15 protein-coding genes, 4 tRNA genes and 3 pseudogenes are annotated in these 26,069 nt (G+C 67.3%); 11 read left to right on the top strand and 11 right to left on the bottom strand.

Annotated features, from left to right (window positions below):
- Positions 1-133 precede the first annotated feature (133 nt).
- Positions 134-4,465, bottom strand: coding sequence for an HAD-IC family P-type ATPase (locus AC07EQ_RS41195; RefSeq protein ID WP_478393217.1), 4,332 nt, complete (start codon positions 4,463-4,465; stop codon positions 134-136).
- A 441-nt stretch (positions 4,466-4,906) separates the two neighbouring features.
- On the opposite strand from AC07EQ_RS41195, the pseudogene AC07EQ_RS41190 reads away from it, so the two are divergent.
- Positions 4,907-5,149 (top strand): annotated as a pseudogene (locus AC07EQ_RS41190) (manganese efflux pump); the annotation flags it as partial.
- Positions 5,150-5,288: 139 nt separating this feature from the next.
- Complete coding sequence (locus tag AC07EQ_RS41185) at positions 5,289-5,765, top strand: NUDIX domain-containing protein (RefSeq protein WP_478393216.1); 477 nt, start codon at positions 5,289-5,291, stop codon at positions 5,763-5,765.
- Between the two features lie 56 nt (positions 5,766-5,821).
- Here AC07EQ_RS41185 and AC07EQ_RS41180 read toward each other — a convergent pair whose 3' ends face one another.
- Positions 5,822-6,106, bottom strand: a complete 285-nt coding sequence (locus AC07EQ_RS41180; RefSeq protein ID WP_478393215.1) for a hypothetical protein — start codon at positions 6,104-6,106, stop codon at positions 5,822-5,824.
- Between the two features lie 1,022 nt (positions 6,107-7,128).
- Between AC07EQ_RS41180 and AC07EQ_RS41175 the strand changes: the two genes are divergently transcribed.
- Complete coding sequence (locus AC07EQ_RS41175) at positions 7,129-11,748, top strand: HAD-IC family P-type ATPase (RefSeq protein ID WP_478393214.1); 4,620 nt, start codon at positions 7,129-7,131, stop codon at positions 11,746-11,748.
- Between the two features lie 174 nt (positions 11,749-11,922).
- Here the strand turns inward: AC07EQ_RS41175 and AC07EQ_RS41170 are convergent.
- The 3 genes and pseudogenes from AC07EQ_RS41170 to AC07EQ_RS41160 form a co-directional block, all read right to left on the bottom strand.
- Positions 11,923-12,601: pseudogene (locus AC07EQ_RS41170) on the bottom strand (transposase family protein); the annotation flags it as partial.
- Between the two features lie 1,607 nt (positions 12,602-14,208).
- Positions 14,209-14,616: a hypothetical protein gene (locus tag AC07EQ_RS41165; RefSeq protein ID WP_478393213.1), complete on the bottom strand. Its 408-nt coding sequence runs from the start codon at positions 14,614-14,616 to the stop codon at positions 14,209-14,211.
- Between the two features lie 91 nt (positions 14,617-14,707).
- Positions 14,708-16,045 carry a wax ester/triacylglycerol synthase family O-acyltransferase gene (locus tag AC07EQ_RS41160; protein WP_478393212.1) on the bottom strand — a complete coding sequence of 446 codons (1,338 nt, stop codon included), beginning with the start codon at positions 16,043-16,045 and terminating at the stop codon, positions 14,708-14,710.
- Between the two features lie 657 nt (positions 16,046-16,702).
- On the opposite strand from AC07EQ_RS41160, the gene AC07EQ_RS41155 reads away from it, so the two are divergent.
- The 3 genes from AC07EQ_RS41155 to AC07EQ_RS41145 all read left to right on the top strand — a co-directional run bounded on the left by AC07EQ_RS41155 (position 16,703) and on the right by AC07EQ_RS41145 (position 19,841).
- On the top strand, positions 16,703-16,855 hold the full coding sequence (locus tag AC07EQ_RS41155) for a hypothetical protein (protein ID WP_478393211.1): 153 nt from the start codon (positions 16,703-16,705) through the stop codon (positions 16,853-16,855).
- Positions 16,856-17,558: 703 nt separating this feature from the next.
- Positions 17,559-18,623, top strand: coding sequence for an integrase core domain-containing protein (locus AC07EQ_RS41150; protein ID WP_478393210.1), 1,065 nt, complete (start codon positions 17,559-17,561; stop codon positions 18,621-18,623).
- Positions 18,624-18,743: 120 nt separating this feature from the next.
- A complete protein-coding gene (locus tag AC07EQ_RS41145) occupies positions 18,744-19,841 on the top strand; it encodes a helix-turn-helix domain-containing protein (protein WP_478393209.1) in 1,098 nt (365 codons plus the stop codon).
- A gap of 278 nt (positions 19,842-20,119) precedes the next feature.
- Here AC07EQ_RS41145 and AC07EQ_RS41140 read toward each other — a convergent pair.
- From AC07EQ_RS41140 to AC07EQ_RS41125, 4 genes are all read right to left on the bottom strand, one after another.
- Positions 20,120-20,194: transfer RNA gene (locus AC07EQ_RS41140), tRNA-Val, on the bottom strand.
- Position 20,195: 1 nt separating this feature from the next.
- Positions 20,196-20,267 (bottom strand) — tRNA-Cys (locus AC07EQ_RS41135).
- 47 nt (positions 20,268-20,314) lie between these two features.
- Positions 20,315-20,387 (bottom strand) — tRNA-Gly (locus AC07EQ_RS41130).
- 143 nt (positions 20,388-20,530) lie between these two features.
- Positions 20,531-20,956, bottom strand: coding sequence for an SsgA family sporulation/cell division regulator (locus tag AC07EQ_RS41125; protein WP_093261194.1), 426 nt, complete (start codon positions 20,954-20,956; stop codon positions 20,531-20,533).
- Positions 20,957-21,884: 928 nt separating this feature from the next.
- On the opposite strand from AC07EQ_RS41125, the gene AC07EQ_RS41120 reads away from it, so the two are divergent.
- Positions 21,885-22,295, top strand: coding sequence for a TIGR02611 family protein (locus tag AC07EQ_RS41120; RefSeq protein WP_478393236.1), 411 nt, complete (start codon positions 21,885-21,887; stop codon positions 22,293-22,295).
- Between the two features lie 57 nt (positions 22,296-22,352).
- Positions 22,353-22,424, top strand: a tRNA-Val gene (locus AC07EQ_RS41115).
- 115 nt (positions 22,425-22,539) lie between these two features.
- Here the strand turns inward: AC07EQ_RS41115 and AC07EQ_RS41110 are convergent.
- Positions 22,540-23,202, bottom strand: a complete 663-nt coding sequence (locus AC07EQ_RS41110) for a tyrosine-type recombinase/integrase (RefSeq protein WP_478393208.1) — start codon at positions 23,200-23,202, stop codon at positions 22,540-22,542.
- A gap of 304 nt (positions 23,203-23,506) precedes the next feature.
- On the opposite strand from AC07EQ_RS41110, the gene AC07EQ_RS41105 reads away from it, so the two are divergent.
- From AC07EQ_RS41105 to AC07EQ_RS41095, 3 genes are all read left to right on the top strand, one after another.
- A complete protein-coding gene (locus tag AC07EQ_RS41105; protein WP_478393207.1) occupies positions 23,507-24,595 on the top strand; it encodes a GRAS family protein in 1,089 nt (362 codons plus the stop codon).
- A gap of 366 nt (positions 24,596-24,961) precedes the next feature.
- Positions 24,962-25,162 carry a transposase domain-containing protein gene (locus tag AC07EQ_RS41100; RefSeq protein ID WP_478393235.1) on the top strand — a complete coding sequence of 67 codons (201 nt, stop codon included), beginning with the start codon at positions 24,962-24,964 and terminating at the stop codon, positions 25,160-25,162.
- Positions 25,163-25,386: 224 nt separating this feature from the next.
- Positions 25,387-25,656 carry a hypothetical protein gene (locus tag AC07EQ_RS41095; protein ID WP_478393206.1) on the top strand — a complete coding sequence of 90 codons (270 nt, stop codon included), beginning with the start codon at positions 25,387-25,389 and terminating at the stop codon, positions 25,654-25,656.
- Positions 25,657-25,934: 278 nt separating this feature from the next.
- On the opposite strand, the pseudogene AC07EQ_RS41090 reads toward AC07EQ_RS41095, so the two are convergent.
- Positions 25,935-26,069: pseudogene (locus AC07EQ_RS41090) on the bottom strand (IS110 family transposase); the annotation flags it as partial.

Below are 26,069 nucleotides of genomic sequence, written 5' to 3'. Positions count from 1 at the left end.
AGCCGCGCACCCACGCGGCTGGTGATGTCTTCCAACTGTTCTTTGAAGCTTCATCGGCTTACTCGCTCGGGCTGTCCCGCGTCATCGGGCCCGACAGTGTTGGTGAGCACATTCTCGCGCTCGCTCGGATGATTCACCATTGTTGGAGCAGGAGGCTGATGGTGGTGGCGGCGGTCGCCATGCCCGCGGCGATCATCCAGCCGTGCGGGAGTAGCGGGCTGGCCCCGAAGAATTGGCTCAGGCCGGGTGTCTGGACGACGGCGGCCAGTGCCGCGAGGGAGACGAGCGCACACCCCACGACCAGTGGTGTCCGTCCGCGCACGACCAGGGTCTGTCCGAGCTGGGCGGCGACCAGTGCCACGAGTGCGGTCGTGTTGGCCTGGCGCAGGGTTCCGGTCGCCCTGCCCAGGATCCACGCACAGATGGCTGCCCCGGCGGTGACCGCGGCGCGGCGGTAGATGTCGTGGGTCAACGCCGCGCCAAGTGAGGCTTCGGGGCCTTCGGCCAGGAGCATCTCGGCGGTGATCGTGGGAGGTGGCCTTACCGCGATCGCCATCGCAGGGAGGATGTCGGTGAGCAGGTTGACCAGCAGCAGTTGGCGGGCGTTGAGGCTGCCCCCGCCGTTGATCAGCCCGGTGGCGACGGTGAAGCCGATCTCGCCGAGGTTGCCGCCGAGCAGGATGGCCAGCGCGTCGCGGACGGATGCCCACATGGCGCGGCCTTCCACGATGGCGTCGACGATGGTCTCGATGCGGTCGTCGGTGACCACGAGGTCGGCGGCCTCACGGGCCGCGGGGGTTGCGCGTTCCCCCAGTGCGATGCCGATGTCGGCCAACCGGATCGCCGGGGCGTCGTTGGCGCCGTCCCCGGTTACCGCGACCACGCGGTCGTTGCGCTGCAGGGCGTCGACGATGCGCGCTTTCTGCGCCGGGCTGACCCTGGCGAACACCGCGACGGTGGCTACTTTCGCCGCGAGTTGTTCGTCGTCTAGGTTGTCCAGTTCGGTGCCGGTCATGATGCGGCGCTCGTTGAGCGCGTTGAGTTCGGCGGCGATCGCCTCGGCGGTGCTGGGGTGGTCACCGGTGATCATCACGATCTCGACACCTGCCTGCTGCAGCTGTGCGACGGCGGCGGCCGCGGTGGGCCGCACCGGGTCGGCCAGGGCGACGAACCCGATCAGCCGCAGATCCCGGATCCGGGACTCGTCGAGATCGCTGCGGTCCGAGGCGGCCCGCTCGGCGACCGCCAGCACTCGGTAGCCCTGCCGGGCGAGGTTTTCCACAACGTGCTCGACGCCTCGACGAGCGGTGTCATCCAGCGGCACGTCGCCATCTGCTCTGCGCCACCGAGTGCACTGGGCCAGCACGATCTCCGGGGCACCTTTCACGCTCAGCAGATTGCCGTCGCGCCAAGTACCGAGCACCGCGTGGTAGCCGCGGGAGGGCTCGAACGGCATCTCGTCGATCGGCGCCCAGCCCTCCTTACCTTCCGCCGGGTGCACTCCCGCGCCGCGCGCGCCATCGACGACCGCGCGATCGGTGGGATGCGGGAGCAGTTCTCCGTTCTCCACCAACGGACTTGCCCGCAAGGCACCCGCGAGAACTCGGCGTTCCACTGTGGATATTTCTTCGAGCCACCGGCTCGACGCGCCGTCGGAGACCCGCCGCAGCGCGATGCGCCCTTCGGTGAGGGTGCCGGTCTTGTCGAAGCACAGCACCTGCGCCCGCCCCAACGTCTCGATCGTCGCGGAGTTGCGCACCAGCGCCCCGCGTTTCGACAACCGCCGGGCGGCCGCGAGCTCGGCAACGGTGGCAACGAACGGCAATCCCTCGGGAACGGCCGCCACCGCCAGGCTCACCGCCCGCCCCAGCGATGTCCCAAATGGACGCCCGCGCAGAATGTCCGTGACGAGCAGAATCCCGCCTGCTCCCAGGCAGATCGGCACCGTCACCTTGGCCAGAGTCCGCAGGCGAGCCGCGACACCATCAGCACCTCGTCGGGCATCGGGCCCGATCGCGCTGCCTGCCTCGGTGTTCGCGCCGGTCGCAACCACCACACCCACCGCTCGCCCGGCGGCGATGGCGGTGCCCCGGTAGATCATGCAGGTCCGGTCCGCGACCGGCACCGCCGGAGTCGCCGTCACCGTCTTGGTGACCAACATCGACTCGCCGGTCAGACTCGACTCATCGACCTCCAGCCCCTCGGCCTCCAACAGCCGGCAGTCGGCCGGAACAGCATCACCGGCCACCAACTCCACCACATCACCGAGCACGAGCTGGTCGGCGGGCAACTGCGTCGTGTTTTCCTTGCGGCGCACCACAACCCGAACAACGCTGGCCTCCAGCAGCTTGTTCAACGCACGGTCGGCGGTGATCCGTTGCACGCCGCCGATCAACGCGTTCATCCCCAGCACGCCCATGATGATCGTCGCGTCCGCAACCGCACCGATGCTCGCCGAGATCGCGGCCCCACCCGCCAAGGCAGGCGTCAGCGGGCTCGCCAGCTCCTCCAGCGACGCCCGCAGCACACCCATCCGGCCGAGGTCCGCTCCTTCGTCATGATCCGGGAAACGCTGGTGCGCCGCCTCACCGGTCAGGCCCTCCGGTGAACTATCGAGCAGCTCCAGCACCGTGCCGGGCGCCATCGCATGCCAGGCAGTGCGCGGCACCGCACGCGGAACCGGGCGCCACGCGGCCTGCATCCCCCACCACGTCCCAGCACCCAGAGCGATCGCCGCGCACACGGCCACCGGAATTCCAGCACGCACCTGGCTCCCGATAGCCGGCCCGAACGCGCCGAACGCCGCACCGCTGACCGAACCGATCAACGACAGCTGCGCGGCGCGCACGCTGACATGACGCGCGGTCGGGACCGTGCCCAACAACGCACACGGCTCCCCCAGGCTCGCGCCCGCGATCAGATGCGCACCCCACGGAACCACACCATCACGGGTCACACCGATCCCGACATCCGCCGCCACCAACGCCGCCCGCGCACGCGAGGACACCACAGCGACCACACTGCCCTCGCCCTGCATCTCCCGCACCACCCCCGCAAGCCGCCCCCCACCCGCAACCACGCGATCAACACCGATCCGCGCCGCCAACCGGCCCCCACCACCAGCAAGGACCACCGCCCCAACCTTCCGAGCCGTCGCGACCAACTCCTCAGCGAGAGGATCCAATTCCTCGGCGGCCAGGACCCACCCAACAGTGCGCGAACCGTGGCGCAGCGCGAACACCTCAATCCCGGGCCCCGCCGCGTCGCGCACATCAGCGCGCAACCGCGACCGAGCGACCGAATACAGCGACCAACCGTCACGCCGCGCGCCATCCACCTTGGTCACGCCGACCAAGTGGTGCGCACGTTCCCACAGCTCAACGACCGCGTGACCGCCATCCGCGGGAATCACGTCCTGCACCAGCCGAACACCAGTACGCAGCACGTCCGCGTCGATCACCACCGTGTCGATCCGGTCCAACCGCCGCAACACCCGGGGATCGAACACCAGAGTCGTCCGCCCCGACAGGCCGTACCCGAGCTGCGCCGCGAACGCACCCCGCCCTACCTGCGCCGCGCGCGGCGCACCCGCAACCACCATCGCCTGCGCACGCTGAAAGCTCCGCGTCACCCCGAACATGCCCGCGAATGCCGCCGGCCCAGCGAGAGCCGAACCGTTGGTCACACGCTCGACCGGGCCATCGGGCAACGGCACAGGGCGCGGCCGAACCTCCACCGGCGCACTGCGGTGACTGGCAGGATGCGTCCCCGTTCCGGCTTCCCACCGGGCCCAACTCCGCTGCGCCGCCTGCGTCTCCCGCAACAGGCAGAACCGGTACCCCGATTCCGCCAGCAAACTCGCCGGACGCTGCGCGAGCGTGTTCGCCATCGCACTACTGAACCCGAACAACAGGTCAGTGGCGGTCTTCCCGATCCCCGTCTCCAGCGGTCCCCGGACCCGGGACACCGACTCACCGGTCGACACCAGCGCCGGAACAGACGGCGGCAACGCGGGCAACGGCAGCATCCGGGCCCCCAACGCGACCGCAGCGCCGGTCAAATTCGCCCCCAGCACCATCGCCTCCGCGATCACCCTCGCCGGATTGTCCGGGTGGCTCGCGCTGACCGCGGCGAACGGTTCCGCACCCAAACCCGCTTCCGCCTCCGCGTCCTCCACCACACCCACCAACTCGGCGATCCCCACCAGGTCCGGATCGTGCCCGATGACCACCCGCCCCACCGCAGCGTTGATCTCGACCCACGCAACACCCGGCACCTTCTCCAACCGCCGGACGATCTGCTCGCCAGCCTCCTCAACCCCCGGCCGATGAACACCGCGCACCTCGACGTACGCACGCCCCTCCGACGACCACACCCGCCGCCGCCCCAAGCCCACGATGCTCTGCGCGGCAGCCGCCACCGGCGCCACGATCTGCGAGGCCAACGCGCCCAAGGTACGCAACATCGAAAAAGGCTCAACCGTTCCATGCTGTATGAGCCGGATCCGCTGAACAGTTCGAACCGGGCTCCGGCGATCGCGTACCGACGGCCCGCTGCGCCACCAGCATCCCCACACCAGTCGCCGCGGCAACCGGCCACTCGATCACCGACAGCGGCAACAACACTCCCAGACCGCCGCAGAAAACCATGAACTCTCGCGACGGCAAGCCATCTCGTACCGAGCGGGCCGCACCGGCCACGTCCCCCCAACCACGCGGCAGGCTGGCCGTCGCTGCTCGCGAGCGCTGCTGCGGCCACGCACCCGCACCCGACGTTGCGTTCGGCGCCACGGTAGCCACGACCCGCCTCCCAGACACACAAGCACGTTGCCGAACCACCAGCGTAAGACAGGTCAACGCCGGGCGAACCCCGAAACAGCCCTGCGCCGGGCGCCGTCGTCGCTACCGTGAGCGCCGTGCTGTCGCTGGCGGGACTCATCTTCATCGCCTTGTCGCCCGGGCTGGGCAACTTCGCCACGTCGATCGCCCTCGGCCTGGTAGGCGTCGACGCGCAACGGCGGCTGAAAGTCGCCTGTGTGTTCGGGTCTTTCGAGACAGCAATGCCGCTGCTGGGCCTCACGCTGGGGCAGCAGGCCGCGATGCGCTTCGGCGAGGTCACGACAATGGCCGGCGCGTTCCTGCTCGGCCTCACCAGGCTCTACACCGTCATCTCGGCGGGGCGTGCACGATCCAACCCGGGAAGAACCGGTCAACGACTGAAACCGCCTCGCCCACCCTCGAGCCATTTCGGCAGGCGTCGCACCTGCCGAGCCGTCTACTCTCGTTGTTGTGCCGCGGCAATCGGAGTACTACCACGACCCGAACGCCCCCGTGGCCAACTCGCTGGCTCCCACCTCGTTCGCGGTCGTACGCGACCTCTACCACCGGGTCTTGCTGGTACAGCGCATCGATACCCGCAACTGGGAACTGCCGGGCGGAAAGGTCAACGTCGGGGAGTCCGCGCTGGATGCCGTGGTACGCGAGGTGGAGGAGGAAGCCGGCGTCCTCGTCACCGTGACCGGACTCGCCGGCGTCTATACCGACCCGGGGCACGTCATGGTGTACTCCAGCGGTGAGGTGCGCCAGCAGTTCGCGCTGTGCTTCCACGCCACACCGCTGCGCGGCGAACCACGCCCGGACCACAAAGAAACGATCAACGCCGCCTGGACGGAAACCGACGCCCTAAACGATCTCCCGATCCACCCGAGCATGAAACTCCGCCTGATGCACGCACTGACACACCCCGCACAGGTACACGTGGCCTGAGAGTCCCGTCGCAGCATTCTCAGCGGCTCGATCGCGCCTGGACCGTGGCAACCGGACTACGTCGACGCCGCGCCGCCGGCGCGCTGTGCGACCGCGACACCCACGCCGATCGCCGCCGCCACCGGCCATTCGATCACCGACAACACCGCCAACGCTCCAAGACCACCGTAGAAGGCCATCATCTGGCCGGATGGGAGATAGCCCCGGACAGTCTCGGCCGCACCAGCAAGATCATCACGAGTAGGGATGTAATGATCCGGGCGGTGGAACTCCGCCGTAACACCGGGAAGGTTCACCGTCGTCCCCCCAGCACCCTCCGGCTTCCGCTGCTTGGTAGCCATGCCTCCTCCTCACAACAGACCCCGCTCCACATGGCCAGCCCCGACGTCGGCATCGCCCGGACCGGACCAATCGAACCGCACGATTTTACCCCTGGATACGACGAACGCGCCGCGCGCCGAGACGTGTGGGGCTCGGGGCCGTTGCCGCACTTGATCCCTTCAAACGTTGTGTTTCCACAACGTTTGATGTGCGGGGTGCGCCCGGCGACCCCAGCCTGCACCTGCCCACGACAAACCCGAACGCGGTAAAGGACTTCCGCGTCGACGCCGCGCCCCCACGACCCTTTGCTGCCGCCCAGGCCCCCGCCGACGACCATGAGTCGCCGGCCCAGGCTGGTGATGCGTATCAGATTGTCAGCGAACGGACATCACGCCAGGGTGTGGGAAGGTCGCTTGCGTCCAAGGCCAGTGACATGAAGCCATCGGCGGCCAGGCTGGTCGACCAGCACGCGAGTCGCCTCTTTGGCTTCGGCTGGGACGAAGCCACGACGGCTTCTGTTGTCCATACCCCATCCATCGGGGATCACCCTCGCCCGAACGGTGCATAACCCCGCTGTGAAGTCTTCAATGGACCTTCACCGAACGTAGTCTCACTGCTTACCCGTTGTCAGTTCTGCTTGAGGAGACGTCGTGGCTACAAGATCCCCGAACGCGAAGTCTGAAGCGGGACGCTCCGGTGGTTCCCGTGGTGATCGCTCGCAGGGCCCGTCGGGGAAGGCCGGTGGCCCGCGGACTGCGACGGTGAAGCTGCCATTTGGCATGGGGGAGTTTCGTCGTCCGGAGGTGCACATCCCGGGTCGTGAGGATGTCGCGGGTGTGGTCAACAGCGTGCGGGAGAACCTTCCCTCTCCTGGGCAGTTGGCGTTTTACGGCGGCCTGGGAGCGCTGGCGGCATTGTCGTTGATCGAGTGGCCGGTGGCGGCCGCGATCGGTGTCGGCACGGTGGTCGTGCAGCGGGCCGGTAAGGGAACCTCCGGTTCAGCACCGGCGAGGTCCGGGGCTCCCTCGGACCCCACCAGCGCATGCCCGCGCTCGGCGGGTTGAGAGCTCTGGCGTCGCAGCTCGCGGCGCCGGCGGTGACCGTCGCGCGCGGTGTCTTGCGTGTCGGCGACAGCCGGCGGGCGTGGGCCGCGGACGGGCGCGCACACATCGAGGTGCGCGGCGTGCACGAGCCAGGGACCGAACCGGCGGCCGAGCAGATCACCGATCGGCTCACGCAGCTTCCTGGCGTGCGGTGGGCCGAGGTCAACGCGGCGCTGGGCCGGGTGATCATCGCACACGATCCGGAGTCGATCGAGCTCCCCGAACTGGTCAGCGCGGTGGAAGAAGCCGAGCAGGCCAGCTGCATGGGCGAGCGTCCCCGCCGCGAGACCGGCGCGGTGCGCCCAGGCGATGTCGCCAGGGTGTTCGGCAACACGGTCGTGATGGGGGCGAACCTGGCGGGTTTGGGCTATGCCGTGGCGGCCCGCTGGCTGCCGGTACCCGCCGTGCCGCCGTCGATTCCGGCGTTGGTCTCCACCGCCGATGCCGTGCAAGGCATCCGTGGCGCCGTCCAGGCACGAGTGGGCTGGGCGGCCACTGATTTGTTGTTCGGTCTCGGGAGTGCTGCGGCGAACACCCTGGCCCAGCGGCCGACGACCTTGTTGTCCGATGCCGCGCATCGGTTCTGCTTGGTGCGGGAGTCCCAGGCGGTGCAGCGAAGCTGGGCGCGGCGGGAAGCCGAGTTCGGCGACCGGCCCGAGTACCACCGGTGTGAGCCTGTCGACGTGGGTTCCCGCCCGGCGCCTCTGCCCAATGGACCGATCGAGCGGGTGACGAACTCGTCGGCGGTGGCCGGGCCTGCGGCCTTCCTCGGAACCCTGGCGGTGACACGCAACCTGCAGCGCGCACAGGGGTTTCTGGTGGCGGGGGTGCCACGAGCGGCCGGGCTCGGGCGGGATGCGTTCGCGGCCCAGCTCGGGATCGCGGTTTCCGAACGCCATGCTCTGGTGGTCGATCCGCGAATTCTGCGGAGGTTGGACCGGATCGACACGGTCGTGATCGACGGGACTGCCCTGCGCACCGGAACACAACGGGTGCGCGAGGTGATTCCGCTCAACGGCGAGGTCGACATCGCGGGGTTGTGGGAGCGGGCACACGCCCTCGTCGGTGTGGTGGCACACGTCGACGCGGAACACGACGGGTGGGCGCTCTCGAGAGCGCGAACCGGGGATCTGCCGCACGTGGAACTGGAAGACAGGATTCGGCAAAGCACCGATCGAGGTGTACAAACCTGCACACTCGACCGCGACGGGCACCCAGTTGCCCTCGTCGAGATCGAGGAGGAACCGGCGCCCCTGACCGACGAGCTTCTCGCTGCGGCCCGCGAGGTGGGCTCGGTGGTGCTCGCCGGACCGGACCCGCGGCCTGCGGGGCAATTCGATGCCGATCGCGTCGCACCCGCCGACGCGGACTTCGCGACGCTCGTGCGGGGATTGCAGGCCGAAGGCCGCGGCGTCGCCGTGGTCTCGACGCGTAGTCGTGCGGGCCTGGCCGCCGCCGACCTCGGAATCGGCGTCACCGGCCACGGACCGCCCCCGTGGGGCGCGCACCTGATCACCGGGCCTGGCCTGGGCGAGGCGTGCGCCTTGCTGCGGTTGATCCCCACCGCCCGCACCGTCAGCCGGCGCAGTGCCCAGCTCGCCGTCATCGGCTCCGCCAGCGGCGCCCTGCTGGCCGCACTCGGGCCCGCCATCGGCAGCCAGGCCCGCGCGGCCGTGCCCGTGTCCACCTGTGCGCTGCTGGCCCTCGGCGCCGGAACATATTGGGGCATGCAAGCGGGTCAACGCCCAGTACCGTCCGACATCGCCTGCACGCCCTGGCACACCATGTCTCCGTCCACGGTGCTGGAACTCCTCGGCAGCTCACCCAACGGCCTGACCGATGGCGATGCGCAACAGCGCGCACTCGAACGCCAGGACCACTCCCCGCAGGGCCGCACCAGCCTGGTACTCGCGAGCCTGGACGAGTTGGCGAGCCCGCTGACCCCCGCGTTGGCCGGAGGTGCCGCCCTCTCCGCCACCATCGGAGCGACCGCCGACGCGGTCATCATCAGTGGCGTGCTGGGGCTGAACGCGCTGATCGGCGGCGTGCAACGAGTCAGCGCCGACCGCGCATTGCGCAAGCTCCTGGATGCCACCGCGATCCCGGTCGCGTTGCGCCGCAACGACAAACGCACCCGCGTGCCCGCCGACGAACTCGTACCCGGCGACGTCATCGACCTGGTGGCAGGCGACGCCGTGCCCGCCGACTGCCGCCTGCTGGAAGCCGACGGACTCGAAGTCGACGAATCCAGCCTGACCGGCGAATCCCAACTCGTCACCAAAACCACCACCGCCACACCCGCGGCAGCGGTAGCCGACCGGCGCTGCATGCTTTACCAAGGCACCGCGATCGCGGCCGGGCGCGCCGTCGCAGCCGTCGTCGCCACCGCAGAGGACACCGAAGCCGGCAGCGCGGCAGGCACCGACAACGCGACGGACCGACCCGGCGGGGTGGCAGCGCGCCTGCGGACCCTGACCAAAGTCACCGTGCCGATCTCCATCGGCGCCGGCGGACTGCTACTGGTCGCCGACCTCATCCGGCGTCAACCCTTCGGCGCGGCCCTGGGCCGAGCGGTAAGCCTGGCCGTCGCAGCAGTCCCGGAAGGCCTGCCCTTCGTCGCCACCGTCGCCGAGCTGGCCGCAGCCCGGCGACTGTCGAAACGCGGCGCCCTCGTACACAATTCCTCGACAATCGAGGCACTGGGCCGAGCGGACGTGCTGTGCTTCGACAAGACCGGCACCCTCACCGAAGGACGCATCGCCCTACGCGGGATATCCGACGGAGCCACCACCCGCGACGTCGCAAATCTATCCACAGCGGAGAGAAAGATCCTCGCCGCAGCACTGCGCGCCAGCCCGGCGGCCGAGAACGGCGAACTCCTGCCGCATCCCACCGACCGCGCGGTCGTCAATGGGGCCCGCGACCTCGGAGTGCAGCCCAGCGAAGGCACCTCGGGATGGCAACTCGTCGAAGAGCTCCCCTTCGAACCATCGAGGGGCTACCACATGGTGCTCGGACGGGTCGGCAGCGACCACCTGCTCAGCATCAAGGGCGCCCCGGAGGTCGTGCTCGCCCAGTGCACCCACTGGCGCCGCGACGACATGGACGTGGCCTTCGACCATGACGCACGCCTTGGCGTGGAAGAGGAATTCGACCGGTTGGCCCGCCAGGGATACCGCGTGCTGGCCGTCGCCGAACGGCCCGCCACCGGCCGCCGCGACCTCGACGACTCCCGCCTGCGCAACCTCCGGCTCACCGGCCTGATCGCCCTGGCCGACCCGGTCCGCCCCACCGCAGCCGCCGCAGTGGACCAGCTGCAGCAGGCAGGCGTGCAGATCATCATGATCACCGGTGACCACCCCAGCACCGCCGAAGCCATCGCCGCCGAACTCGGCATCCTAAACGGCCACCAGGTGATGACCGGCGCCGAACTCGACACCCTCGACGACGACGAACTAGCCGCCAAGGCCGCCGATATCGCGGTTTTCGCCCGCACCACCCCGGCGCACAAGGCACGCATCGTCCAGGCACTGCAGCGCACCGACCGCGTTGTCGCCGTCACCGGCGACGGGGCAAACGACGCACCCGCGATCAGGGTCGCCGACATCGGCATCGCGCTCGGCGAACGCGCCACACCGGCCGCCCGGGAAGCCGCCGACGTCGTGGTCACCGACGACCGCATCGAAACGATCGTGGACGCCATCGTCGAAGGCCGCGCCATGTGGGCCTCAGTGCGCGACTCCCTGGCCCTGCTGCTAGGCGGCAACCTCGGCGAGGTCCTCTTCACCGTCGCCACCGGCCTGCTCACCCCCGGCGGCTCGATGAACGCCCGCCAAATGCTGTTGGTCAACCTCCTCACCGACGTCATCCCGGCGATGGCGATCGCAGTACGCCCCCCACCGGAGATCACACCGGAAATGCTCCTGGAGGAAGGGCCCGACGCCTCCCTCGGTGCCGCACTGCACCGCGACATCTACCGACGCGGCATCATCACCGCCACAGCCGCGTTCACCGCCTGGGTCCTCGGCCGAATCTCGGGAACCCGACGACACGCCGACACCGTCGCACTCGTCGCACTCGTCGGCGCCCAACTCGGCCAGACCCTGGTCATCCGCGGACGCACCCCACTGGTCGTAGCCGGTTCGCTCCTGTCGATGGCGGCACTGGCCGCCGTCGTGCAGACCCCCGGCCTCAGCCACTTCTTCGGCTCCACACCCCTACTGCCCCACGGCTGGGCCATCGCCGTCGGCTGCACCGCCGCCGCCAGCGCAGCCGGCCTCCTCCTCCAACCACGGACACGCCACCAACAGAACATGCGGTCAGAAACCGACAACATCGTCGAGACCGTGGCCGATCACCACCACCCCGACCCAGAAACCACAACCCACGATCACGATGGCCGCGAAGATCGAGCCCTTTCCTTCACACACAGGCAAACGCCGGTCCAGGCCGACCACACCCAACCGGACGAACACGACCGCCCCGCCCGCCGAGACGATGCCAACGGGCAGCCGCCGGAGATGCCGTCCCTTGCCCTCGCGGAAGATGCGCCACCTTGACCGGATTGTCCGGGTGGCTCGCGCTGACCGTGGCGAACGGTTCGCCGTCCAGCCCCGTTTCCGCCTCGGCATCCTCCATCGCGCCCACCAGCCCGGCGACCCCGACCCGATCCGGATCGTGCCCGATGACATCCGTCCCGCGACGCGTTGATCTCAACCCAGACACCCCCCGGCACTGTTGCCATAGGCCGAATCCCCGCACACCAGAATCTCGCCAGTGGCCCCGGCGGCGCACCCTTGCCGGAGCCGGTCTTCCCGGCGCGCAACCGGATCCCAGCCACCACCGGAGCACCGTCGGCAGTGCTGATGGTGGTGGCCAGCGGGGACAAGCCCCGACGCAACACCTGTCGGCCGGCGATCTTGGTGTGGCCGAAACCGGCGCCCTGCTTGCGGCGTCCGTAGACCGGCCGCAACAGCGAATCGATGTCGATGAACGCCTGGGTGGGTATACCGGGCAAAAGCCCGGCCGCGCAACGAGATTGACCAGATAGGCGCGCGACCGACGCCAACTGCAAGCTGTGTCCGTGGGTGAACTCCCGCAAGAGCTGGGCCAATGTGGCCGGCGCGTACACCTCACCGAACAGCCGCGGCATCCCTCCCGAGCGGACCACGTTCAGATCGTCGATACTGTCGGCCCGGCGGCCATACCCGCAACAGTCGAGGTGATCTTGCCCGCCGGATTCGCCCCGGCCGAAACCACCGCGGTCTCGTTGATCGCGACCTTGCCCGAGACCAGCTCCGACAGCCCAGCCTGCTCAGCCAACGCCATCACCGGCACCAGCCCCGCACACGACCCGCAGTTCTCATCATCAAACAAAGCCTGGGCTCGAGACCAACCATCAGGTACCTTCACCAACAGTGCTTTCTTGGATCCGGTGAACGCGGACTTCGACACCCCGATTCTTCCGACCCAGAAGGCACTTTCCCTGTCGACCCGCGGAACACCGACCTACCCGATCCACGGATCCAGGCCAAGTGCAATGGGGCGGGCGCCCCGTCGCCCGCCCCATCCCATCCCCGTTCCCCGGGAAGGTCCCCGATCCCTCACCAGGCGCAAGCGCCAGCCGTTGAAGCCATCTCAGCGCCATGCGTGTAGCAATACTCAGGGTTGTCGGCCTGGCAGGCAAGAGACTACGAGGGAACATTTGGTCACCGCCCGGTTACCTCCCCCTACCAGAGCGTGGCCACAGGCTGGATTCCGTCGCATTGCCATTCGTTACCGATTACTGAGGACTGTCGACCTGGCCTCGCAACGGCCTAAAAATCTTCCCGCCGATGGTGGCAGTGAAAGCTCGCAGTAGCGCCGCTGCCGGACGGGATCTGCCGGCCACGCGACACCCCGGCGCCGATGGTGAGGCGAAGTGCACCTGTGCGCCCGGCTCGGCGAGCGGGACTGCCCCAGCAACCCGGCACGCGGCCTGCCTGGGGTGGAAGGGTCCGAGTCAACGGCAGCCAGAGCCAGGATTCACCCGCCCACGACATGAATGGACTACGCCCCCAGCGATGAGCCCAACCTACACACGAGGACACAGTTCGAGCGCTGGTACATCCGCTGCGGACGCCGAGCGGCCAAGGCCGCAAACTGGGAAGGGCCGATCTGCCGCAGCTGCTTCGTCCACGCCGTCCACACCTGCGACGACTGCCCGGGACTGCGGCCCCCAGTCCTTCCTGGCCGCCGACGGACACGAGACACGGCCGTGATCGCCGCGCCTGCGTAGAGATTTCCGCTAGAATCCGAAGAATCGCCAACGCCATTTCATGCGGATGTCACTGGGTTCAGTCTGCTCGCTGATGATGCCGACACGCTTTCAGCCCAGGCAACCTCTCGCAACCGGCGCCGCATGACGGCCGCACTTACTCTATCGGACGCCTCTTCCGCAACTCGCCATGACGGGTGTAGATAGCGCAGATCATCCGGTGAATCATCACTCCGGCGACGCACAGCGGCGGTGCCGGTTGCCACAGCGCCAACTTCGGGTGTCCATTGCCCCTCTCCCTTGACTCCGTCGTCATTTCTGACAAAGACTCGACTATGCGGACAGGGCCGATCACCCAACTCGACTAGAGCAACGCCCATGAACCCGGGTGCTCACGGGCGTGCGGATGCCGGGCGGCATAGTGGAGGAGCCGGGGTACTCGTTTCGACAAGCGAAGCGCGGCGGTTACACGGCTTGCCCGGGACCGGGACTGAAAGTCGACCGAAAGGCGGCCAACGGGAACCTCGGCGGAGCACGACCTGACACATGCCGGCCCGCGACAGTCCAACCGGGCCGCCGATCAGCACAACCGGCCCCGGCCATTGCGCCCACACTTGCGGATATCGGCCGACTCCTCATCTGTGCCCGCGGAAATACACAACCACGCCTAATCAGCTGTCGGCTCATACCGCCAAACGGAGGTATTTCATGCACGACGCGGCCGTGGCGACAGTCCGCGTGGCCCTCCACGCCACGGACGACCTCACCCGTGTCGGCCTGACCAACTGCATAAACCTATTCCGAACGCACCATCAAGAACATCCTCTACCAGATCATGGCGCGTTACGGGCTGCGCCGCACACGCCGTCCCCTTCGCGATTCGCTCAGGGCTCATCTGAACACGCACCGTCCGATTCCCCGCAGCTGGCCCCTCCCGAACCACGAGGCGGATGCCAAAAAGTACCCGGGGCTCCTCCAGGTACAGCCCGACGATGTCGGCGAACTCGGGATCCTTGCCGACCTTGAACGTGCCCTGCCGGTGCGGTCGCACCCCGTTGTCGCGCCACAGTTTCGCCACATAGTTGTGAGAGACGGCCACGCTCTCGGCGCGCTTGATACAGGCGGCCATCTCCCGGTTCAACCAGTGCGACAGCCCCGGGCTCGCCAGCACCCTGCGATCCCGCCCTGCGCGGCGGCGCCCTGCAGACCAGCGAACCCGCCGCCGAAGCCTGACTTCGATCTCGAGGTTGACGCACGGGGCGTCATTGCGCGAGGTCGTCGAGTTCAGCGAGGGCGTGTAGCAGGGCGTGGTGGAGTTTTTCGATGTCGGGCAGTGCACTTCGGTTGGCTAGGAGTCCGATATGGACGTTGTCACGGTAGGGGCAGGCGGCGATGGACAGGGCGTGCCCGGCGGGCAACGGCACCAGGGGGTAGAGCTGGTGCAGGCGGGCGCCGTCCAGGGAGCCCTCCATGTCGGGCAGGGGCACGTTGGTGATCACGGTGTCGAATAGCAGGTGGGCGGCGTGTGCGGCGATCGGAGTGAGGAACTGGTGCAGCAGCGGTGGCAGTTGGGAGGCCAGCACGGGCAGTGCACCGGCGCCGCGGGTGGGCCCGTTGGACTTGTTGCGGCGCATGGAGCTTTGGATCAGTGCGAGCCTGGCGGAAGGGTCGGGCTCGTGGACGGGTAGGTCGCAGAGGTAGGCGGAGAGCTGGTTGTTGCCTGAGTCGTTGGTCTGGCGGTGTTGGGCGGGAATGAGCGCGCGCAGGTTGAGTTCGTGGACCGGGTGTCCCCGGGTGGCCAGCCACTGCCGCAGGGCTCCGGTGACGATGGTGAGCACGATATCGTTCGTGGTGCCGCCGTAGCGACGCTTGATGCGGCGAAGATCTGCTCGGGGCAGGGTGAGCATGTCGACGCGCTTGGCAGCGGTGTGCGGCGCCGCCAAGGGTGAGCGGTGGGCCGGCCGAAGGTGGCCGAGCACGGACGTGGCGATCTCGACCGTCTCGGGCCGACGCAACACCTGCAGGAAGTCGGTCGCGGCAGAGAGAGTCTCGTCGAAGATCTGACGCGCTTTCCCCGGGTTGCTCAGCATTGAGGCAGCGGAGCCGAGGTTGCTTGGCGGGCTCGTGTGCTGGGGCGGGGTGTCCTTCGGGGTGAAGCCGTCCAGCAGGCCGAGGCCGAGCTCGACGGCACTCGCGCCATCGGCCAGCGCGTGGTGGAGCTTGACGAACACCGCGAAGCGGCCGTCCTCTAGACCCGTGATCACGTGGACTTCCCACAGCGGTCGGGAAACATCCAGCGGAGAGCTCATGAGTTCGGAGACCAGCGTTTCCAACTCGGGCTCCCCGCCCGGGTCGGGCAGGTGGTGTGCGACTACGTGGTTTTCCGCGTCGAAGCCGGGCTGGGGTTCCCAGTGGGCGTGGCCGGGTACGAGCCATGATTTGTTGACGCGCAGGCGCAGGCGGGGTTGACGTGAGGCCCGGTCGGCGATCAGCTCTGCCAGCCGTGCTCCGTCGACCGGCCGACCAGGTTCGAAGACCGCGACGGCACCGAGGTGCATAGGCGTGAGGTCCCGCTCCAGGCACAGGAACACCATGTCCAACGCGCTGATAGTCTGCCTCGCCATTGCCTACCCCACATCGTGTTCGTTCTGCCGCCGCGACCTGTCAAGCAGTGCTCGTTGCTGCTCCGAAATCGCTATCGGAGGACACTTTCGTGGGAGTCCGCAAATGATCCTGGGATCGTCACTCAGATGGGTGTGTCGGGAAGTGGTCGCGAGCAACCTCGTTGTGAAACTCCCGTGTTGGCCGACAGAGGCTCATCCCGCGGTCGTCGTGTAGCCAGGGCGATCTCGTCGTACATCCCCGGGGCAAGGGACGCAAACTGCTGCGCATCGTTGACCTCCGTGACCGCCGAAGTGTTGCGGAGTTGGCTTCGTGGGCGCGGTGGCCAGCCCTGATGAACCGCGCTGTTCCCGACTCGCCGCGGTCATGTCGGTGTGAGATGACTGCGGGTGCTGGTGGTGGGCGAGGCCAAGCGGGGCAAGAGCACGTTCATCGGCGCTCTGTTGGGCCGAGATGTCCTGACGGTCGGCTCATTTCGCTCACCGCGCTGGCGACGTAGGCCATGGTGGGCTGCAACGCGCGGTCGTACATCTCGCCGACGGGAGAGCCGACGCCGCTGTCGGCGCTCGGGGAGTATGTCACCGAAAAGGGGGAATCTCGATAACCGGCGCGGCATCTCTCGCGGTGCGGTGCGTATGAATGCGCCCTCACTGGCCGCCGAAAACCTCGGCATCTACGGTGAGTCCGAGTGGGAAACCCGCCGGGCACAGTTCGCCGCTCATGCGGAGGTGCTCACCTTCGTGCTCGACAAGCTGGCGTCCGTCGAACACGACGGCAGCGTCGAGTAGTAACTGACTTCCTGGTGACCTTCGCGGGAGTCCGGCCGGAAGGGGGTGGCATCAATGATCCTGCGTTCAGTGGTGGGTCTTTCTGTCACCGGTGTCGGTGTCGTGATCGGCACTTCGCTAGCATTGGCTGATCACCTTGCAACCGCGGTTCAAGCGGCCGGAGGGGCCGTGAAAGCCGCGTCAGGCACAGCGACATCCGCAGCTCGAGCGAGAGACGTCGTCCGTGACGCAGTCGTACCACGCTCACACCCAGCAGTTTGGCAACAGGACGGGTGGGTGCACGTTCCCCTCGCCACACGCGGCAGGGACGGCGGGGAGGTACCGAAGCGCGAAGCTAACGCGATAGCACACCAACTCGCCGGTCATTCGGATGTGCGCTTGGCGTACTGGAACCCTGGCTTGCAACGCCTGGTAGTTCAGGGCATCGACGACGCGGCCACGGCCCGGGCCGTTGACACCATTGCCGCAGCTGCGAAGCAAAGCGGCTTGACCATGCGGAAGCCGGACGGCGCCCGGCCGGCACACCCGGGCGATCTCGGTGATGCCCGGATCGCCGCCATGACAGTAGCGCTCAACACCGTTGGAGTGGCCGCTGCGGTGGTCGGGCGGATGCTTCTGCTACCGCCTGTACCGTGCCATAACTATCCTCGGTCGGCGACCAGGGGTTTCGTTGACCTCCGCGATCAGGCCATGATCGCGGATCATGGTGTTTCGACTGATGTACTTGGCGTCGGTGACGGTGTTCGCCTGGCTGAGACTGACCGCCCGGCGTACGGCGGCCAAGGACATCGAGATCCTGGTGTTGCGACATGAAGTGGCGGTGTTACGCCGCCAGCTGGGGCGCCGACCCCGTTTATCCTGGCCGGACCGAGCAACTCTGTCCGCGCTGGTCCGCTTACTCCCCCGCGCCCTGCGACGGGCCCGGATCGTCACACCCGGCACACTGCTGGCCTGGCACCGGCGTCTGATCACCAAGAAGTGGACCTATCCCTCACGGCCTGGTCGGCCACCGATCAACCCCGAACTCCGCGATCTGATCGTTCGCCTGGCCCGAGAAAATCCCAGGTGGGGCCATCGCCGCATCCAGGGCGAGCTGATCGGCTTGGGGCATCACGTCGGCGCGGGCACGATCCGCCGCATCCTCCGACAATCCCGCATCGGCCCCGCTCCCCGTCACACGGACACCTCGTGGCGCAGCTTCCTGCGCGCCCAGGCATCCGGACTGCTCGCAGTCGATTTCTTCCACGTCGACACCATCAGCCTCCGCCGGCTGTATGTCCTGTTCGTCATCGAGGTCCGTACCCGCACCGTTCATGTCCTGGGCGTCACCGCCCACCCGACTGGTGCCTGGACCACGCAGGCCGCCCGCAACCTGCTGATAGACCTCGGCAACCGAGCCGCATCGTTTCGGTTCCTGATCCGTGATCGCGATACCAAGTACACCGCAGCGTTCGACGCGGTGTTCGCCTCCGAGGGCTTGCGGGTCATCAAGACCCCGCCGCGGACACCGCGGGCGAACTGCTACGCCGAACGATTCATCCGCACCGTCCGCGAAGAATGCACCGACCGACTCCTGATCTACAACGAACGGCACGCCATGACAGTGCTAACCGAGTACTCGGACCATTTCAACTCCCACCGCCCACACCAGAGCCTCGACCAACACCCGCCGGACCACGTTTCGACGACAACGATCCCGATCGACGCCCCCATCCGGCGTCGAAAAGTCCTCAACGGACTGATCAACGAGTACACCCGAGCCGCTTGATGACCGTCAGAAAACCAAGGTCAACGCTGTGCATCGAGTTTTGGCACCCTACAGTCGTCCATCGTCGCTTAAGTTGGCGCTCTCACGCGGCCGGCGGTGGGCATAGCATGATGATCGACCGTGCTGCTGCGACTGACTTATCTCGGCGTGACGAATGCGTTCGCCATGCTGCGCCTTCTGCCGATGAGCGACCGAGACAAGGACGTCGAGATCCTCGCCTTGCGCCATCAGATCACTGTGCTGGAGCGGCAACTCGGTAAGCAAAGGGTGCGGTTCGCCCCAGCTGATCGAGCGTTCTTGGCGGCGCTACTGCACCGGCTGCCACGGAACCTGCTACGCAGGCTGCGGTTGCTGGTGCGCCCGGACACCGTGCTGCGATGGCACCGCAACCTGGTCGCACGCCGCCACGCGGCCCTTTCCAAGCCGAAGCGCCCTGGCCGGCCACGCACCGTCCGCTCCATCCGGGCTCTGGTGCTACGCCTGGCAAAGGAGAACCCCAGTTGGGGATACCGCCGACTTCACGGCGAATTGCTTGTCCTGGGCGTGAAGGTGGCCGCGTCCACCGTCTGGGAGATCTTGCAGACGGCCGGGATCGACCCCGCACCCGAACGCAACTCCAGCACATGGGCCGACTTCCTGCGCTCCCAGACCGATGCCTTGCTGGCGTGCGACTTCTTCGAGACGATCACCCTTTCTGGCGCGCGAATGTACGTTCTGGCGGTGATCGAGCACGCCAGTCGCCGGATCCGGATCCTGGGCGCCACCGCGCACCCGACAGCATCGTGGGTCACCCAAGCCGCAAAGAATCTCGTCATGGACCTCGAAGACACCGGGTGCCGGGCGCGGTACCTAATCCGGGATCGGGACGGGAAGTTCCCCGCCCTGTTCGAGACCGTCCTGTCGGATACTGGGATCGAGGTCGTACTCAGCGGCGTCCAGATGCCGAGAATGAACTCAATCATGGAAAGGTGGATACAGACCTGCCGACTCGAACTGCTGGACCGCACCTTGATCTGGAACCAGCGCCACCTGCTCCACGCCTTGCGCGAGTTCGAACAGTTCTACAATTCCCACCGGCCTCACCAAGGCATCGCGTACGCCCGCCCGCTACGCCCCTTGCCCATACCGGTCACGGATCCAGAGCAGCTCGAGCCCCTCAACATACGCCGACACGATCGACTAGGTGGCATCCTCCACGAGTACCACCGCGCAGCATGACCTGCACGGACGCGGTTTTCGGCAAGGGCGCTGCCCAGCCCAGTTCGATACAGATCGGTTACTGGGAGGCACTGGCAGACACGACTCGCCCCGCTCGGCACCGGCCAGCGAGACGCGCATCGTGATCAAAACGACGGCCACACCCACGCCCAGCAACGATGAACACAGATTGGTTGAACACAGTAAGCCAAGATCAACTGCTCCCACCGTGCTCCCAAAATAGTAGGAGCCCCAACTAATGAAGATCATCAGAAGGGACTCTCACCTGGAAATATTGCTGGTGCGCGATACTGGGATTGAACCAGTGACCTCTACCGTGTCAAGGTAGCGCTCTCCCACTGAGCTAATCGCGCGAGGCGGAGGCGGGAATCGAACCCGCGTACAGGGCTTTGCAGGCCCTTGCCTAAGCCACTCGGCCACTCCGCCGGACTCCGCATCCACACCGAAGTCGGCTGGACAGCCAGAGAATCCAGAGCGGACGACGGGACTCGAACCCGCGACCCTCACCTTGGCAAGGTGATGCGCTACCAGCTGCGCTACGTCCGCCTGCCTGCGACTTCGAAGCCTGGAGAACCTCCGGGCCCGTCCGCCGCGTTGCACAGTGAACTCTAGACCACACCCACGACCGCGATCAAAGGGGGGTCCCATCGCCCGGCGCGCCGCCGCGCCGGGCCGATCTTCCCCCCGGATCAGCCCAGGTCGTGGGGCAGCAGCCGGGTCAGTGCCTCGTCCACATCGACCCACAGGTTCTCGTTGCCCGGCACCACGACGTCGTAGGTCCGGTCGAGGAAGTCCGCGAGTTCCTGCGCGGACGCCTCGAACACCGCGTGGCCGGACGGCGAGCTCAGCTCGATCGCCACGACCTCGGGGTCGTCGACCACCGGCCGGATCGTCACGTCGCCCTCGCCCGCGTGTGCGATCAGCCCGTCGGCGAGCAGGTCGCGGGCGAACACCCACTCGACCCAGCCGGCGCGGCCGGTGCGGAACGCGGCCACCACCGCGTACGGATCCCGGGTGTCGTAACGCAGCTCGACCTGAACCGGCACGGCAGGTGCCTGCGGAGCCAACAGATCGAACACGGCCGTCGAACGGAGTGTCACGTGATCGTTACGCATTGTCCTCCCCTTTCCGCTCCTTCCCGGTCCGCTTATCGACCGAGCAACACAGTTGTGACGCCTCATCGGGCTGAAACGCTCGCAACTCCCGCATAGATCACCCGTACGGGGCAGGCCCCAATTCGCTGGGCAACCACGCGAACGCGCAGCGTGTTCGCGTGACTCCGGTTTCGGGGCGAACACGGATCCGGTCACCCCATTGCGAGACGGACCGGAACCGAAGTCCACACCGGAGGAAGATCCGCCGCGAACGAACTCGACTCCAGGACGTTGAGCCGCAGGACCAGCACTCCACTCAGTGACCGAACTTCACTACGTTCCGTAACCGAGCGAATCGTTCTTGCACCGGCCTTCGATCCGTCGCCCTTGCCTTGCGGAACCCGCTGCCGCGCCCGGCCTGACCACCGGGTTTACCGCTTCGTCGAGCTCGCTTGACGTCCGCTTAAGAATAGGCGATCGGACCACCCGGCATTCTCGCAGCGAGACACGTTGCTGAGACGCTCGCCACCACAGTTCCCCGTATCGGGCTAATGGTCCGAACCGTCTCCGTTATCGGTCACGCGTGCACCCGAACGCCCGATCGAGAGTGGCGTCACACTGTGACCAGGATCGAAGACCGGCAACAGGGCCAAAAGACCCGGCGCCACCCACGACCGGTGATGATTCCGGTCACATCCGAACCGCGGCGGGCGAACCCGCACCGGCCAACTGCGCGCTTGACACCCCAGCCGCACGGCGACGGCCGCGACCGGCCCCGGCCCGTATTCTGACGCACATCGGACACCGGGGCGACCACCGCCCGACGAGAGGTGTCCAGCACCGACGACCGTTCGCAACCGGCAGGTGGACAGCCCTGAACGACACGACCAAGTCGGGACCCCGCGACACCGACGCGGAACCCACCACCGACCAGCACCGCGCGCCCAGACTGCACGCCCTGCGACAGCGCCTGCACGCCTTCCGCGAACGCGTCCGCGGCAAGCCGGGCCTCAACATCACCTACCGCGTCGTGCTCGGCGTCTTCGGTACCGCCGTGCTCCTCGCCGGCATCCTGATGATCCCCTACCCCGGCCCCGGCTGGCTCGTCGTCTTCGCCGGCCTCGGGATCCTCGCCACCGAGTTCCACTGGGCCCACCGGGTCAACATGTTCGCCAAGCGCTACTACCAGCGCTGGGTGCGGTGGCTCGCCCGCCAGCACCTCTCCACGAAGCTCGCCATCATGGGTGCCACCTGCCTCGTCGTCCTCGCGACGCTGTGGCTGCTGGGGCTGTTCAACACTGTCGGCGGGTGGTTCGGCCTGCACTGGACGTGGTTGGCCTCCCCCCTGTTCGGCCCCTGAAAACGATCGTGTATTGTTCTTCTCGTCGCCGGGAACGGGGACGAAACAACAGAACAAGGGCGATTAGCTCAGGGGGAGAGCGCTTCGTTCACACCGAAGAGGTCACTGGTTCGATCCCAGTATCGCCCACAGTGTGTTTTGCCTGGTCAGATGGCCTGTTGATGATTTTCATCGACAGGCCATCGGTGTTTTTGGGAGCAGATTGGGAGCACAGCGTCCTGACCACACACGCAATCCGAAATGGTCACGCCGCAGCCCACCTCTGACCTTGGCTGCCGTCCCAAGTCCATCCACCGTCCTGCTCCCACCGCCGCTGCAGGACGACGAGCATCTCCTCGACCATCACATCAGTCACGTGTGAGTAGAGGTCGTCCGTGTCCTTACGCTTGTGCCCGAGGCGCACCAGTCGCAGGATGCGCGGGACCTTGTCTTCGATCAGCCACGTCTCGTGAGTATGGCGAAGATCATGGAAGTGCATCTCCTGGTTCAGCGGTGTCCACCCCCGCTCCTCGTCCCCGGCGAGGGCGGGCAGCCAGACCCGACGGCGGAAGTTGGACCGGCGATGCAGTCCCCCGTCGGCACCGGTGAACACGAACCGCGCGTCGGGATTGCGCTCCCGGTGCCCGGCAAGCTGGTCAGCCAGGAACGGTGGAAGGTGCGCGGTGCGGACGCTGGCCGGGGTCTTCGGCGAACCGAGTTCGAGCCGCCCCCGAACCTCGTGCAGGGCGCCGAATTCCGGGTCGACCTCGATACGCGAGTCGTCGTCGAGGTAGGTGCGGATCCACTGCAACCCGGCCAGCTCGTCGACTTCGTCGGTGGTGGCAAGCGATGGCTGTTGTGACGGCGAGGAAGGTGGGGCGAGCATCGCGAGGGTGCTGTGCCGGTGCCGGGCGTCGTAGCGGCGCATCTGGCAGTGGTCGAGTTGGCCTCGAAAACCGACGGATGAGTGTCTCGGCGCAGTCACGATGTTCCTCATTTGCCCAGCTGCACATTCTCCGGTGTCCTAACGGGCACTCCACGTGACCTCGCTCCCGACTTGTACGAAAGTCAGTGACCAAGTGGGATCACCTGGTGTGCCCAGGTGGTCGAAGTTCCCTAAGGAGACGACTGTGGCCAGCGCAGCACACCATCTCATCGGCGGCAGCACCACTGCGACGGAGACCACGGCACCCCCGCCCCGGACAGGCGCAGAGCCCCTGCCGCGGACAGGCATGGAGAAGTTCGCCCTGCTGTGCGACGCCGTCGCCCACATCCACGCCGGCCGCCCCGCGCAGGCCCGTCCCGCGCTGGAGACCTTGCAGAAGCTGATCGGGCCCGAGGTGCGGCCGCAGGACGCGGCGTACGAGCTCTACCGTGCCGCACTGGTCAACCGTGTCGAGGAGCACGGCAGCCCCTCGGAGACCAACCTGTACACACAGGCCTACGACCAGCCGCAGATCGATCTGTACTACCTGCTCACCACCCACCTGCCGTTCATGGACACGAGCCGGGTCGTCAACGAGCTGCTCGCCGGGCAGGTGGGCGCTGCGGACGACTTCGCCCTGATGTCGGTCGGCATTGGGCACGGCCGCCAGGAGAGCGCGCTGCTGCACGGTCTCGCGGCCAGAAACCCGGGATTGCGTCACTGCACGGTCATCGGTGTCGACCCCGACCGGGAAAGCCTGGCCACAGCCGAGCGCACCCTGCGGCAGGCCACGGCCGAGCACGGTGTCGATCTGGACTTCCTCCCCGTGGCGAAGGTGGCTGAGGAACTTGACGATGACGACTGGATGAGCCTGTCCCGCATTGACGTCCCGTTGGTGGTCAACGCCTCTTTGGCGCTCCACCACATGCAGGACCCGAGTCCCGGTCACGACGCCCGGGACGAGTTCTTCCAGCGGTTGCGCATGCTGGTCCCGTGCGGGGTGGTGCTGAACGAGTTCGACACCGACCACCATGAGGTGTCCTTCCCGCAGCGGTTCTTCAACTCATGGCGGTTCTTCGGCACCATCCTTCGCGCCATCGAGGCCGCGCCTGCCACCCGGCAGGAGAAGGACCACATGAAGACGTTCTTCGCCCGCGAGGTCATGAACATCGTCGGCTCGCGCACCGACGCCCAGCGTTTCGAGCGGCACGAGGCGGCCGCTACCTGGATCAACCGGCTGCGCCGCTGCGGCTTCGAGCCTTACGGTGACGCCCCGGGGCTTCCGGTACCCTCGCTTCCCGCGGACTTCACGGTTCGCGTCCTGCCCGAGCAGGTCCGGCTCGGTTATCGCGACGCCACGGTCTGCTCAGTCATCGGCGCGCGTCCTGCCGGATGAGACATCCCGGGGGCCTACGCGGTTGACCGCACCTGCCGAGCACCTGTCTGTGCTCTCCGCGGTTGCTTATCCATACCTCAAGTGGCGCTCGCGGCCTTCGGACAACCGAACGCGCGGCCTTGCTCGGTGAACACGCAGGAGGCGACGAACAGCGGGATGTCGGCTCCGGGTTCCGGCCGGGCCGTGCCGTTGCCGGCACTCTTTATGGCTGGGTGAGATCCGGGTATGCAGGAGCGGCTGGAAGCGCGCACGGCTGTACATGTGTCGACGGTCAGCCAATTCCCCACCCGGAACGTCACGTAATGGGCCAGGGGGACGCTGACGCCGCAACCTCCGGCGCCCTGGGGACGATGACCGTGCGTCGAGATCCCCAGGGCGCCGGAGGTTCCCGGGCCGCCCGATAGCCAGACCGTCGTTCAGGAGGGACGCCATCCGGTCCTGACGGAGACCGGTCGGCTCCAGCAACGACTGCGCCTGCTGCCATCCCTCTGCGGCGTGTATTTTGTGCCCGCCTTGAGTCTGTTCCCGCACCTGGGGATGGCACTGGTGCCCTCTTTGTCAGGATGAGTTGAGACACCTGGTGTGAGTGCCGGGTTCGAGTGCGAGGGCGGGATCGGAGATCCTGATAGACGTGTCGACTTCATCCGATGACAGGCCGGCCGGGCGGGCAGGCTGATCCTGCCGCGCGGCCGTCGCGGCGGGTGTTCAGCCCGGAATACAAGCTGGCGATCGTTGCCGAGTATGAGAATGCGCCCAATGGTGAGTAGGGCGCGATCCTGCGGCGAGAGGGCTTGTATTCCTCCCACATCATCGAGTGGACACGCGCCCGCGACGCCGGTGTCTTAACCGCCCAGTCCGCCGGGACTGGTGGGGCGGCGCCGAAGCGGGCGAAGAAGACCGCGGAGCAGCTCGAGTTGGAGAAACTGCGCCGGGAGAACGAGAAACTGAAGTCTGATCTGGGCAAGACCCGGATGGCGCTGGACATCATGGGAAAAGCGCACGCGCTCTTGGAAGGACTGTCCGAGAGCGCGGAGAACGACGAGCCGCCGAGGACGTCATGACCACCGCGTTCACCGAATTCCGGGACTGGGGAATGTCGGTGAAGCGCTCGTGTGAGCTGACCGGGATCGCCCGCGCTACCCACTACCGGCGGGTCAGGCCGCGGGGCCCGGTGCATGGGCCGTGGCTGCCGCGCACGCCGCCGCCGGGCACCTTGAGCGAGGCCGAGCGGACGGCGGTGCTGGACCCCCGGACACGACCCGAGCTGGTCGCGCACGGACCTTCCCAGGTGTGGCCGTGGGACATCACCGCGTTGAAAGACATCCCAGGAGCTGAAATGTCAAGCCGCGATGTTCTCGGCGTGATGCGACCAGGCGGTCGTCTCGTCGTAGCGGGTGCCGGTCTTGAGGCAGCCGTGGAGGATGCCGACGAGTCGGTTGGCGAGTTGGCGCAGGGCGGCGTTGTGCCCGGCGCC

The organism is Saccharopolyspora sp. NPDC045839 (assembly GCF_056431645.1).
Note: the sequence above shows the minus strand (reverse complement) of the source record. Positions and strands in the feature narration are given on the sequence as shown.